Origin of the sequence: Yoonia sp. (genome assembly GCF_036770585.1) — a bacterium.
GTDB lineage: Bacteria > Pseudomonadota > Alphaproteobacteria > Rhodobacterales > Rhodobacteraceae > Yoonia.
The window spans coordinates 16,704-29,147 of the sequence record NZ_DAIPIW010000031.1 but is presented as its reverse complement, the minus strand read 5'-3'; the positions used below and the strand labels follow the sequence as shown (position 1 = coordinate 29,147).

The following is a 12,444-nucleotide window of genomic DNA, read 5'->3' as shown; positions in this document are numbered from 1 at the left end:
GCTGCATGAATTGCTGCGCCAGGGGCACGTCATGGATGTTCACGATCGCGGGCAGGTCACGTTCGGTGCAGATCTCGGTCAACAGACGCATGATCTGGCGGCTGGTCTTGGGATCGAGGCTGGCGGTCGGCTCATCGACCAGCAGGAGTTCGGGATCCTGCGCCAGCGCCCGCGCGATGCCGACCCGCTGCCGCTGACCGCCCGAAAGCGCATCCGCACGTTTGTCGGCATGTTCCATCAGGCCCACCCGGTCGAGAAGCTGATAGGCACGTTGGATGTCGGAGGGCGGATATTTGCGCAGGAAGCTGCGCCAGAACGGGACATAGCCCAGCCGCCCGGACAGGACGTTCTCCATCACGGTCAGGCGTTCCACAAGCGCGTATTCCTGAAAGATCATGCCGATCCGGCGGCGCTGACGGCGCAGATCGCCCCTGCTCTGGCGCACAAGATCAATGTCACCGAGCATGACCTTGCCGCCGGTCGGCTCTACAAGCCGGTTGATGCAACGGATCAGCGTCGACTTGCCCGCACCAGACGGCCCGATCAGGCCCATGATCTGACCCTTCGGCACTGTCAGGGACACGTCCGCAAGCGCGGTGTCGCCGGTCTTGTAGGTTTTGGACAGACCTTCGAGGATCAGCATGTCGGAGGGCCTTTCGCAGACAGAAATACGGGCGGCGCGAGGCCGCCCGTGAAGCATCACAGGTTTACGGCGTCAGTTGCACTCGTAGACGACGCCGGTGGCCTCATCGATGGTGCGGATCACGGCCCAGTCTTCCTGGAAGGTGATCGGGATGAACTGGGATTCACCGGCGCGACCGAATTCCTCTGCCAGGGCCGAACCTTCCCAGTCGAAGCTGAAGAAGGCCTCGCGGATAGCTTCCTGCAGTTCGGGGACCAGATTGTGCGCGGTGCCATAGCCTGTCGTCGGGAAGGTCTGCGACTTGTAGATCGTCACGAACTGGTCGGCCGAGACCACATCGCGCTCGATCATGCGGCCCATGACCGAGTTGGCGATGGCCGCTGCAGGGTAGTCGCGGTTTGCGACGCCGAGGATCGAGTTGTCATGCGCGCCCGAGAACACAGGCTCGAAATCTTCACCGGCGACTATGCCGAATTCAGCCGAAAGGATCGCAGACGGCGCCTTGAAGCCAGAGTTCGACGTCTCGGAGGTGAAGGCCATCTGATTGCCCGCGATCGCTTCGACGCTGTCGATTCCGCTGTCGGGATAGGTGATGATCTCCATCTCGTAGCCGAACGAGCCGTCCTCGGCTGCCATCATCGCGAAGGGGCGGAAGCCGGCGCAGGCCACGGCAAGCGGGTTCGATCCGGTGTTGAAGCCCGCCACATGCAAGCGGCCTGCACGCATTGCCTCGATCTGGGCCGCGTTCGACTGGACGGGGAAGAACTGAACACGCTTGCCTGTGACCTCTGCCATGTGATCGAGGAAGCCCTGCCAGACCTCGGCATAGACGGCGGGGTCTTCGACAGGTGTATAGGCGAAGATCAGCGTGTCAGGATCGACAAGGTCCGCCGGATCGCTTGGGATATCCGCGATCATGTCGCCATCGGCATCGGTGAAGCGCGCATCAAGTGTAAACTCGGCATGGGCTGGCAGCGCGATCGCGCAGGCCGCGACAAGAGCAAGAGCGGTGGAATTTTTCATGACGTTTCCCTCGAAGTTATAAAATCACGGGCGGGATAACGAGAGTGTGCAACAATAATATGACTGATGGTCCGGTTTCGCCTCATCCGCGGCTATCACGGGGCAAAGTTGGCCGAGCTTCCGGAGACGGCGACATTTGACGATTTCCGCGACGTGCCGAAGACCGTCGCCGAAGCGCTGGATCGCCTGTTAAGCGAGGATCAGGCCGATCTGCGGGGCGCGGTTCTGCGTCCGCCAAAATGACTCCTTTACAAAACTAGGATTGTAGTTATTTTGAAGCCATGACCACGACCAGCCCTGACGCCCGCGCCCTTGCCGCCCTTGGCCACGATGCCCGCCTGTCGATCTTTCGCCTGTTGGTGAAGGCCGGGGATGACGGGTTGCGGGTCAGCGATATCGGCGAGCATCTGGGCCTCGCCCCCTCGACGCTGGCGCATCACCTGTCGGCCTTGGTCGATGCCGGGCTTGTGCTTCAGGACAAGCAGGGGCGCGAGGTGTTCAACCGTGTCGATTTTCCAGCGATGCACAGGCTCGTCAGCTTTCTGACATCCGAATGCTGCGCCGGTGTCTCGGTGCGGCCATCGGCGAATGCGGCGTGAGACCTGTGCAACCTTTTTCTTGCCCTAAAACAACGGCATTTCCGGAGATTTGGTGATGACTGAGACAACCCTTCCGACACCGGGCCTGCGGTCCACGCTGCGTCACCTGTGGCAGGACCAGCGCGTCTGGCTCGCCTCGGCGCTGATCCTTGCGGCGCTGGCGGTGTTCGATACGCCCCAAGCCGCCGAGAGTGCGCTTTTCGCGGGTCAAGCGCTTTTGAAGACGGCGCCGTTCCTGATCCTGTCGATCAGCATCGCCGCATGGGCCAATGCAACCGGCGCCGACAACCTGATCGCCAAGGCCTTTACCGGCGCGCCGATCCTGATGATCGGGATGGGTGCACTGGCGGGGGGGATCTCGCCCTTCTGTTCTTGCGGGGTGATCCCGCTGATCGCAGCACTTCTGGCCATGGGCGTGCCGCTGTCGGCGGTCATGGCCTTCTGGCTGGCCTCGCCGATCATGGACCCGTCGATGTTCGTGCTGACGGCGGGCGTGCTCGACCTTGAATTCGCGGTGGCCAAGACGCTGGCCGCCATCGGGCTGGGCGTCTTCGGCGGCACGGTGGTGCATCTGATGATGAAGGGCGGGGCCTTCGCCGACCCGCTGCGCGAGGGGATCGGCAACGGCGGCTGCGGCGGCGCGAAGATCCGCGCACCCAAGCCCGTGGTCTGGCGCTTCTGGACCGATGCGGACCGCCGCGCCAAGTTCGGCAAGACCGCGCTGACCACCACGCTGTTCCTCGCCAAATGGCTGACGCTCGCCTTCATCCTTGAAAGCCTGATGCTGGCGTGGATTCCGGCGGAAACCGTGACCGCCGCGCTTGGCGGCGAGGGGCTGTTGCCCATCGTGACCGCAACGCTGGTGGGCGTGCCTGCCTATCTGAACGGCTATGCCGCCCTGCCGCTGGTCGGCGGGCTGATCGCACAGGGGATGGCGCCGGGCGCGGGGCTGGCCTTCCTTGTCGCCGGTGGCGTCACCTCGATCCCGGCGGCGATGGCGGTCTGGGCATTGGCGCGGCCACAGGTCTTTGCGGTCTACATCGGCCTGTCCCTGACCGGCGCTTTCGCATCGGGCCTGCTGTTCCAGCTTTGGACGCAGCTGGCATGACCACCAGCGGCAGGGCCTGATCATCGGGTTCTGTCGCAAATTTCCAGTCAGGTTGAGACCGGGCTTGTGCCGGACATGATCATGCTGCGAGCCGTGCGAACTGCTGGAATGCGGCGCCGCATTGTCCGTCACGGATCATGTGCGCAGTCTGGGGTCCTTCAAGCGTAGCGGTGGCCTATTGGAATGCCTTGAAGCCGAGCCTTCGCCCTGTGATGCGCTTGATGAACCGGTGGTCCTGCTGGACAATACTGTTTCGGCAAAGCTTCCGATCTCTGATCGGCGCCAAGGTAACACTTCCAGGCAGGGAGGCAATCAGAACAATCAAGAATGGGCACATACAATCAAAGCGTCCGGGGCGAGATCAGCTTCGGCCAGAGCTCTTGGGTTTGGCAGACTGACATCGACGCAGCCAAGTAAAGCCATGCGCGCCAGACGTTCACGCATCAGCCCCTTTGCCGACCTTCAGTCAGGTATTCAAGCCCGGGGTTGGTCGGACGCCTGAGGTATTGATCGGGATACAAACCCGCATCCCGATCCATCCCCTGCCGGACTACCCGATCAACCCATTCAGTGTTGCCGATGGCCGCATCACCGCAGCGGCTTTTTCGTCGGACTGGTGGTAGTACCCACCCAGATCGACCGGCTTGCCGCGGGCGGCGGCCAGTTCGCTGACGATCGCCTCCTCGTTCTCTGCCAGCGCCTTTGCGAGGGGGGCGAATTTCGCGGCCAGGGCGGCGTCCCCGGTCTGTGCGGCCAGCGCCTCGGCCCAGTAGCGGGCGAACCAGTAGTGGCTGTCGCGGTTGTCGGGCTGGCCGACCTTGCGCGCGGGCGAGCGGTTCTCGGACAGCACCTTTTCGGTCGCCGCATCCACCGCATCGCCCATGACCTTGGCCGCCGCGTTCCCCTTGGCCACAGCCAGCGCCCGCAGGCTTTCGCCCAAGGCGCAGAACTCGCCCAGGCTGTCCCAGCGCAGGTGGTTTTCGTTCACCAACTGCTCGACGTGCTTCGGCGCGGACCCACCGGCACCGGTCTCGAAGAGCCCGCCTCCGTTCATCAGACCGACGACCGACAGCATCTTGGCCGATGTGCCGACCTCGAGGATCGGGAAGAGATCGGTCAGGTAGTCGCGCAGCACGTTGCCTGTCACGGCAATCGTGTTGTCGCCTGCATAGATCACCTCGAACGACCGGGTCGTCGCCTGTTGCGGGGCCATGATGCTGACCTTGTCGGCCACACCGGCAGCCGCCAGTGCCGGTTCGACGTATTTCAGCAGCTCGGCGTCATGTGCACGGTTACGGTCGAGCCAGAAGATCGTTTCAAACCCCGTTGTCGCCATCCGGTCGAGCGCAAGCTGGATCCAGTTCTCGATCGGTGTTTTCCGGGTCGAGGCCATGCGCCAGATGTCACCCGCTGCGACGTCATGCGTCATCAGCACGTCACCATTGCCGCCGATCACGCTGACCGTGCCATTGGCCGGGATTTCGAATGTGGTCGGATGCGAGCCGTATTCCTCGGCCTTCTGGGCCATCAGACCGACGTTCTGCACCGTCCCCGCGGTCGTCGGGTCAAGCGCGCCGTTGGCTTTGCAGAAATCGACCGAGGCCGCATAGACCGGCGCGTAGGAACTGTCGGGGATCACGCAGTTGGTGTCGCCCTCCTTGCCATCCGGCCCCCAACCCTTGCCGCCCGCGCGGATCACGGCTGGCATCGAGGCGTCGATGATCACATCGGACGGGACATGCAGGTTGGTGATGCCACGGTCCGAGTTGACCATGTAGAGCGGCGGACGCTCGGCCAGCAGGGCGTCGATCTCGGCCTTGATCTGCGCGCCGTTCGGCATCTCGGCGATGGCCGCGAAAAGCGTGCCGAAGCCGCCGTTCGGGCTGATGCCCGCCGCGGCAAAATCGGCGGCGTATTTGTCGAAGACAGGTTGCAGGTAGGCGACGACCGCGTGGCCGAAGATGATCGGGTCCGAAACCTTCATCATCGTGGCCTTCATATGCAGCGAGAACAGCGTGCCGTCGGCTTTGGTATCCGCGATCTGCGCATGGAAGAAATCCTTCAGCGCGGCGACGGACAAATAGGTCCCGTCAACGATGGTGCCGGCAGGCATCGAAAGCCCGTCTTTCAGGACCGTGACCGTGCCGTCAGCGGCGGTATGCTGGATGGTCAACGGACCGGCGGCCTGCGCGTCAGTCAGCGTCACCGACTTTTCGTTCGAAAAGAAATCATCCCCCGCCATGGTCGAGACCTTGGTCTTGCTGTCGGGCGACCATTTGCCCATGCTGTGCGGGTTCGCCCGCGCATAGGCCTTGACCGACGAAGGCGCGCGGCGGTCCGAGTTGCCTTCGCGCAGCACAGGGTTCACCGCCGACCCTTTGACCGCGTCATAGCGCCTGCGCGCCTCTTTCTCGGCCTCTGTCTCGGGGGTCTCGGGGTAGTCGGGGATGGTGTAGCCCTGCGATTGCAGCTCCTTGACCGCCGCGACCAGTTGCGGAACCGAGGCCGAGACGTTCGGCAGCTTGATCACATTGGCCTCGGGCGTCTTCACGACCTCGCCCAGAAGCGCCAGATCGTCGCTGACCCGCTGCGCGTCGGTCAGATGCTCGGGGAATTGCGACAGGATCCGGCCCGCCAGCGAGATATCCTTGGTGCCGATCGTGATCCCTGCCTCGCCCATGAACCTTTGCAGGATCGGCAAGAGCGATGCCGAGGCAAGCTGCGGGGCTTCGTCGGTCTTGGTGTAGATGATGTCGGGCAGGGTCTGGTCTGACATGGGATGTCCTCTGGTTCATGTCTTCTGTCATGACAAGGCAAAGGGGCCTCGCACATGCTTGCGAATCTATGCAAGCGATACGTTTCGAACGACCGCATACAATGGCATACAATCGAAATCAAGCAGGACCCGCCGTCGGACTAGGCCGATGCGGGCTGGTCCTCGCTTCGGGCCATGGACCTGATGTTGAGGATCAAGAGGCCGATCACGACCGCTGTCCCCGCCAGATTCACCATCAATCCGCTTGGCCAGACGGTCGCAAGACCCGCAACACCGGCAATCGTGCGCGGGACGATCCCGAAGGGCTTTTCCATGCAGCCCTGCAGGGCCGCCGCCAGTCCGTAGACCCCGACCACGCCAAAGGCGAAGACGGTGATCATCTCGGGCCAGTTGCCGGACAGGAAGGGTGTATAGGCAAACAGCACCGGCACGATGTAAAGCCCCTTGGCCAGCTTCCAGCTTGCCACGCCAGTCGCCATGGCGGGGGCCTTGGCAATCGCGGCGGCGGTAAAGGCCGCCAGTGCGACGGGGGGTGTGACGTTGCTGTCCTGCGACAGCCAGAAGATGATCATATGGGCCGACAAAAGGGCGGCAATCGCCACGTCCTGCGGCACCGTCAGGTCACGCAGGGGTGCCGCGACCTCGAGCGGCAGGTTACGGATGATCGCGGCGGCTTCGGCATGGGTCAGCGGCATGTCCAGCGCGGCGGCGTGTTCGGGCGCACCGAACAGAAGGATCGCCCTTGCGGGCTCTGACAGGGCACCGGCGGCCAGTTGCGTGATCACGAACTGGTCCGAGATCATCCCCGCCAGCGCAGGCGCGGACAGGGTGGCCAGCACGATGTAGGCCGCGGTCACCGGCAGACCCATCCCCAGAACGAGGCTGGCCAAGGCGATCAGGATAATCGCGATCAGGATATTCCCGCTCGCCCAGCTTGCAATCATCAGGCTGAAGGTGTTGCCGACGCCTGCTGTCGCGATGACATTGACGACCAGCCCGACCGAGCACAGCAGGACCGCCGTCAGCACCATGCCCTTGGTGCCCATCACGAAGGCTTCGAAGACGGCGCGCGGGCCCATGGGGTTCTTGGTCAGCCAGCTGGACACGATGACCGCGCCGATCCCGAAGACCGCGGCATAGGTGGGGGTATAGCCCGACACCAGCAGACCGATCAGAAGACCGATCGGGATCACGAAGCTTGCCCCACCCTCTTTGAAGGCGCCCCAAAGTGTCTGCCCTTCGCTGGGCAGCGGCGGCAGGTTCTGGCGGCGCGCCTCGATCCGCACGAAGAAGGCGACCGACAGAAAGTAAAGCAGCGCAGGCAGTGCCGCGACCATCACGATGTGCTCGTAGGGGATCTGGGTAAAGCTGGCCATCACGAAGGCGCCTGCGCCCATGATGGGCGGCATCAACTGCCCACCGGTCGAGGCCGCGGCCTCGACCCCGCCTGCGAATTTCGGCTGGAAGCCTGCGCGCTTCATCAGCGGGATCGTGATCACGCCGGTCGAGGCGGTGTTCGCCACGGCGGAACCCGAGATGGTGCCAGTCAGGCCCGAGGCGATCACGGCCACGATCCCCGGCCCGCCCACAAGCTTGCCTGCCACGGCACGGGCCAGATTGATCACAAACTCGCCCGCGCCCGACCGCAACAGGAAGGCCCCGAAAATGATGAAGAGAAAAACATAAGTGGACGAGATGCGGGCAATCGTCCCGAACATCGCATCATCGCCGTAGATCGACCGGAAGGCGACAGTCTCGACACGCAGTCCCGGAAAGGCGAAGACGCCGCCGATGTATTTGCCCCAGAACGACACATAGGTCAGCGACAGGATGATCAGGATCGGGATCACCAGCCCGGCGACACGGCGCGTCAGCTCGATCGCGCCCAGAATGCAGATCGACGCGGCGACCCAGTCCGCCGTCGAAAACTTGACGCCGCGGTCATAGATCGCGTTCTCGGCATAGGCCAGCCAGACGGCAGACGCGGCGACCATGGCCCCGATCGCAAAATCCAGATAGATCGGGGTGCTTTTGCCGCTGCCGCTTCGCCACATCGGATAGAGCAGGGCCGCCAGCGCCGCAAAGCCGGCAAAGTGGAACGCGTTGCGTTGCAGTTCCGACAGCAGGCCGGGGTCGAAGGCAACGTAGAGGTGCCCCACGGCAATCAGGAAGCAGGCAATCGACAGGATCGTCTCTCCCAGCCTGTCAAAGGTTCTCAGACCGCTGGACTGCTCTTCTTCCGGTGCTGCCATGGCTTTGTCTTCCCCCAAAGCAAACCGGCCCGCGACGATGCGCAGGCCGGTCCGGTTTCGATGGTTTTACTCGGCGATCAGGCGCTCGGGAACGTCAATTCCCACTTCCTGATAGTAACGCAGCGCACCGGGGTGCAGCGGCAAGGGCAGACCTGCAATCGCGCTTTCCAGTGACATTGCATCGGTCGCCGGATGGATCGCCTGCAGGAAGGTCAGGTTTTCGTAGATCGCCTTGGTCAGCTGATAGACATGCTCTTCGGGGATATCGGCATTCGTCGCCAGAAAGTTCGGCTGAGCGATCGTCATCACGTCTTCGGTCTGGCCGGGATAGGTGCCCGCAGGAATCGGATATGGCGTCCAGAGGTTGCGGCCACCGTCTGCCATGGCCAGCTGCTCTTCCGTGAAGTTGAGCAATGTCACGGCGTCACCTGCCGAAGCCATCAACTGACTGATCGCGCCCACCGGAACACCGGCAGGGGCGCTCAGGCCCTTGACCTGTCCGTTCTGCAATGCTTCGGCCGCTGGACCGTAGCCACCGAAGACCAGTTCGTAGTCGGCTTCGATGTCGATCCCGAGCCCCGCAAAGATCGTGCGGTTCGACCCGATCGTGCCCGAGTTCTGTGCGCCCAGCGCCATCGCCTCGCCTTTCAGGTTTGCAAGGACACCGACGGTCCCGTCACCTGCCACATCGGACGAGACCACGATATGTTCAACGTTCGGCCAAAGCATGGTGACCGAGCGCAGGTTCTCTTGCGGGCCGACCTCTGCAACAGGTCCGGTGCCTGTCGCGGCGTAATAGCCGAAAAGCCCCTGAAGGATCCCGAACTGCGCTTCGCCTTCACGCATCAGGCGCACATTCTCGCCCGAACCGGCGGAACTGATCGCGGACATGCCGATGCCCTGTGACGGCTCAAGCCGGACCTTCGCCAGCGTGGCAAGGGCAACACCGACCGGATAATAGGTGCCACCGGTCGAGGCCGTTGCCAGAATATAGTTCGCGCTGTCCTGCGCCTGCGCGGTGACGCCTGTTGCGGCGATTGTGGCGGATACCAAAAGTGTTTTGATTTTCTTCATCGTCGACCTCCCGAGTTGACTATGTCACCAGATTTTTGGCGTTGGTTGCGGGCGACACTTTGGCCCGATCCCGATACAATCGCAAGGCTTTAGGGGAAAGTCCCCGCGATCACGAAGAGGTCCCCAATTCGCTGTTGCGCGGTGGCCGAAACGGAATCCTGATTGACAGCCCACACCGATATTTAATTTAAAGGCTAAAATAATAGGGGGGAGTGGCCATGTATATCGGCCTCGACATGGGAACGTCCGGCATTCGCGGCATCCTTGTGGATGAAGCAGGCCGCGTGATCGCGGAAGCGGACAGTCCGCTGGTGACCGCCCACCCCCACCCCGGCTGGTCCGAGCAGGACCCCGATAGCTGGATTACCGCATGCGAGGCCGTCATGGCCGCCCTTCGCAGCAAGGCTGGCCCTGCCTTTCGCAATCTGCGCGGCCTCGGCCTAAGTGGCCACATGCATGGCGCCACGCTGGTGGACGCTGACGGCAAGGCGCTGCGGCCCTGTATCCTGTGGAACGACACGCGATCCGAGGCCGAGGCGGCGGCACTTGATGCAATGCCCGTGATGCGCGCGGTTTCGGCGAATATCGTCTTTCCGGGCTTCACTGCACCAAAGCTGGTTTGGGTCGCCACCCATGAACCCGATGTTTTCGCAAAGGTTGCAAGGGTTCTTTTGCCGAAAGACTATCTGCGGCTCTGGCTGACGGGTGATTACATCAGCGACATGTCCGACAGTGCCGGCACGTCCTGGCTGGATGTGGGCGCGCGGGGATGGTCTGATCCGGCGCTTGCGGCAACGGGGATGCACCTTGGCCAGATGCCGGACCTTGTGGAAGGCAGCGCCCCTGCCGGAACACTGCGCCGCAGCCTGCAAGACCGCTGGGGCTTCGATCGCGAGGTGATCATCGCAGGCGGTGCCGCAGACAACGCGGCCGCGGCCTGTGGTGTCGGTTGCCTGAACGACGGTCTGGGGTTTGTATCGCTCGGCACCTCCGGCGTGCTTCTGGCGGCAAGGAACGGCTTTGCCCCTGCACCGGAAACGGCGGTCCACACCTTCTGCCATGCGGTGCCGGACCGCTGGTATCAGATGGGCGTCACGCTTTCGGCCACCGACAGCCTGAACTGGCTTGCCCGCAATCTCGACCAGACGCCCGGCGCGCTGGCGGGCCGGTTGCCGGACCGCATCGGCGGCCCCTCGCCCACGCTGTTCCTGCCCTACCTCTCGGGCGAGCGGACACCCCATAACGACGCAAAGACCCGCGGCGCATTCATCGGCCTCGACATCGCGACAGATCAGGCCGACCTGACCCAAGCCGTCATGGAAGGCGTCGCCTTCGCCCTGCGCGACTGTCTAGAGGCGATGCAGGCAACGGGCCTCGATCTTCAGACCGTGCTGGCTGTCGGCGGCGGATCGCGGTCACCCTTCTGGGTCGAGACGCTGGCAACCCTGCTGGACCTGCCCCTGTCACTGCCCCAAGCGGGCGAGCTTGGGGCGGCGATGGGGGCGGCCCGCCTTGCCATCTGCGCGGCGACCGGTGCCGCGCCCGAAACGGTGATGACACCGCCCGAGATTGCCAGCGTCACCGACCCGCGCCACGACCTGCGCGACGCCTATGAAGCGGCCTATGCCCGCTATCGTGCGGCCTATCCGGCCATCAGGGGGCTTTCGCAGTGATCAACCGCGCCACCTTCGCGCTGGCATTTGGTCTTGCATGGCCGCTCACCAGCGCCGCGCTGGAACTGGGCACCCCACCGGAATTCCGGGACCGCGACCCCGAGCGGGTGAAACTGGGCCAATTGCTGTTCTACGATCCGATCCTGTCGGGCAACCAAGAGGTCAGTTGCGGCACATGCCACCACCCGCGTTTCGGCACCAGCGACGGGCTGGCGCTGTCGCTGGGGGATGGTGCCAGCGGTCTTGGGCCGGACCGTGTGGCCGACCCCGACAACCTGCCGGAAGAGCGTATTCCCCGCAACGCGCCCGGCCTGTGGAACCTTGGCGCGTCGGAATTCACGGTCTTCTTCCATGATGGTCGGCTCGAGGTCGATCCCACCCAACCCAACGGCATCCGGACACCCTTGGGCGCCGACATGACCACCGGTTTCCAATCGGCCCTGTCGGCGCAGGCGATGTTTCCCGTCCTGTCACCGGACGAGATGGCGGGCCATTATTCCGAAAATGACGTCAGCCAGGCCGTGCGCCTGGGGCTTCTCAGTCAGGAGGGCGGGGCTTGGGACATCATCGCGGCAAGGGTTGCGGAGATTCCGGAATACGCTGACGCCTTCGCGCGGATTGCGCCCGATCAGGGGGTCACCTTTACCGACATCGCCAATGTGATCGCCGATTTCATGGCGCATGAGTGGCGCGCCGATAACAGCCCCTTCGACCGCGCGATGCGGGGCGAGGAACCGCTCGCCCCCGAGGCACAGGCGGGGATGGACCTGTTCTATGGCAAGGCGGGCTGTGCCTCTTGCCATTCCGGCTGGCTACAGACCGACCACGGGTTCCATGCAATCGCCATGCCGCAGATCGGCCCCGGCAAGGTCGCGCGGTTCGAGGATCACGCCCGCGACGATGGCCGCTTGCGCGTGACCGGCGATCCGGCCGACGCATTCGCCTTTCGCACCCCGTCCTTGCGCAACGTGACCCTGACCGCGCCCTATGGCCATGCGGGGGCCTATGCGACGCTGGAAGAGGTCGTCCGCCATCACCTTGACCCTGTCGGGTCGCTGATGCGCTACCAGTTGGACCCTACCGCGCTGCCGGACCTTGCAGGGGCCGAGGATGACCGGATTTTGCAGTCTCAGGCCGAGATGGCCGCTATCGCTGCGGCGAACGTTCTTGAGCCGGTCAGCCTCAGTGACGCCGAGGTCGCGGCGCTGCTGGCCTTCCTTGCCGCGCTGGAAGACCCCGCAAAGCGGCTTGGCGTGCCAGAAACCGTGCCGAGTGGCCTGCCGGTGGATCAGTGAT

The 12,444-nt window shown here is 63.7% G+C and carries 10 protein-coding genes and 1 pseudogene; 5 read left to right on the top strand and 6 right to left on the bottom strand.

Annotation, left to right across the window (positions count from 1 at the left end; all coding sequences use genetic code 11):
- Both phnC and phnD read right to left on the bottom strand, forming a co-directional pair.
- Positions 1 to 643 (bottom strand): phosphonate ABC transporter ATP-binding protein (gene phnC, locus V7N12_RS07655; RefSeq protein ID WP_333713811.1); only part of this gene is annotated, 643 nt, incomplete at its 3' end.
- 72 nt (positions 644 to 715) lie between these two features.
- Positions 716 to 1,666 carry a phosphate/phosphite/phosphonate ABC transporter substrate-binding protein gene (gene phnD / locus V7N12_RS07650; protein WP_333713810.1) on the bottom strand — a complete coding sequence of 317 codons (951 nt, stop codon included), beginning with the start codon at positions 1,664 to 1,666 and terminating at the stop codon, positions 716 to 718.
- 108 nt (positions 1,667 to 1,774) lie between these two features.
- Here phnD and V7N12_RS07645 point away from each other — a divergent pair, with 108 nt between their 5' ends.
- From V7N12_RS07645 to V7N12_RS07635, 3 genes are read left to right on the top strand one after another with little or no spacing between them, the layout of a single operon-like run.
- Positions 1,775 to 1,909, top strand: coding sequence for a hypothetical protein (locus V7N12_RS07645; RefSeq protein ID WP_333713809.1), 135 nt, complete (start codon positions 1,775 to 1,777; stop codon positions 1,907 to 1,909).
- A gap of 38 nt (positions 1,910 to 1,947) precedes the next feature.
- Positions 1,948 to 2,265 carry an ArsR/SmtB family transcription factor gene (locus V7N12_RS07640; protein WP_333713808.1) on the top strand — a complete coding sequence of 106 codons (318 nt, stop codon included), beginning with the start codon at positions 1,948 to 1,950 and terminating at the stop codon, positions 2,263 to 2,265.
- Between the two features lie 55 nt (positions 2,266 to 2,320).
- Complete coding sequence (locus tag V7N12_RS07635) at positions 2,321 to 3,373, top strand: permease (RefSeq protein WP_333713807.1); 1,053 nt, start codon at positions 2,321 to 2,323, stop codon at positions 3,371 to 3,373.
- Positions 3,374 to 3,452: 79 nt separating this feature from the next.
- Here V7N12_RS07635 and V7N12_RS07630 read toward each other — a convergent pair.
- The 4 genes and pseudogenes from V7N12_RS07630 to V7N12_RS07615 all read right to left on the bottom strand — a co-directional run.
- Positions 3,453 to 3,626: pseudogene (locus V7N12_RS07630) on the bottom strand (IS6 family transposase); the annotation flags it as partial.
- A 297-nt stretch (positions 3,627 to 3,923) separates the two neighbouring features.
- Positions 3,924 to 6,149, bottom strand: a complete 2,226-nt coding sequence (locus tag V7N12_RS07625) for an NADP-dependent isocitrate dehydrogenase (protein ID WP_333713806.1) — start codon at positions 6,147 to 6,149, stop codon at positions 3,924 to 3,926.
- A 140-nt stretch (positions 6,150 to 6,289) separates the two neighbouring features.
- Positions 6,290 to 8,401, bottom strand: a complete 2,112-nt coding sequence (locus V7N12_RS07620; RefSeq protein ID WP_333713805.1) for a TRAP transporter permease — start codon at positions 8,399 to 8,401, stop codon at positions 6,290 to 6,292.
- A gap of 66 nt (positions 8,402 to 8,467) precedes the next feature.
- Positions 8,468 to 9,475, bottom strand: a complete 1,008-nt coding sequence (locus V7N12_RS07615) for a TAXI family TRAP transporter solute-binding subunit (RefSeq protein ID WP_333713804.1) — start codon at positions 9,473 to 9,475, stop codon at positions 8,468 to 8,470.
- Between the two features lie 218 nt (positions 9,476 to 9,693).
- Here V7N12_RS07615 and xylB point away from each other — a divergent pair, with 218 nt between their 5' ends.
- Complete coding sequence (gene xylB, locus V7N12_RS07610) at positions 9,694 to 11,148, top strand: xylulokinase (protein WP_333713802.1); 1,455 nt, start codon at positions 9,694 to 9,696, stop codon at positions 11,146 to 11,148.
- Positions 11,148 to 12,443, top strand: a complete 1,296-nt coding sequence (locus V7N12_RS07605; protein WP_443089944.1) for a cytochrome-c peroxidase — start codon at positions 11,148 to 11,150, stop codon at positions 12,441 to 12,443. Before xylB ends, V7N12_RS07605 begins: the two co-directional genes overlap by 1 nt.
- Position 12,444: the final 1 nt, after the last annotated feature.

Coding starts and splice junctions, on each gene's coding strand:
- V7N12_RS07640 (WP_333713808.1), top strand. CDS start 1,948: ATGACCACGACCAGCCCTGACGCCCGCGCCCTTGCCGCCCTTGGCCAC.
- V7N12_RS07615 (WP_333713804.1), bottom strand. CDS start 9,475: ATGAAGAAAATCAAAACACTTTTGGTATCCGCCACAATCGCCGCAACA.
- xylB (WP_333713802.1), top strand. CDS start 9,694: ATGTATATCGGCCTCGACATGGGAACGTCCGGCATTCGCGGCATCCTT.
- V7N12_RS07635 (WP_333713807.1), top strand. CDS start 2,321: ATGACTGAGACAACCCTTCCGACACCGGGCCTGCGGTCCACGCTGCGT.
- V7N12_RS07625 (WP_333713806.1), bottom strand. CDS start 6,149: ATGTCAGACCAGACCCTGCCCGACATCATCTACACCAAGACCGACGAA.
- phnD (WP_333713810.1), bottom strand. CDS start 1,666: ATGAAAAATTCCACCGCTCTTGCTCTTGTCGCGGCCTGCGCGATCGCG.
- V7N12_RS07620 (WP_333713805.1), bottom strand. CDS start 8,401: ATGGCAGCACCGGAAGAAGAGCAGTCCAGCGGTCTGAGAACCTTTGAC.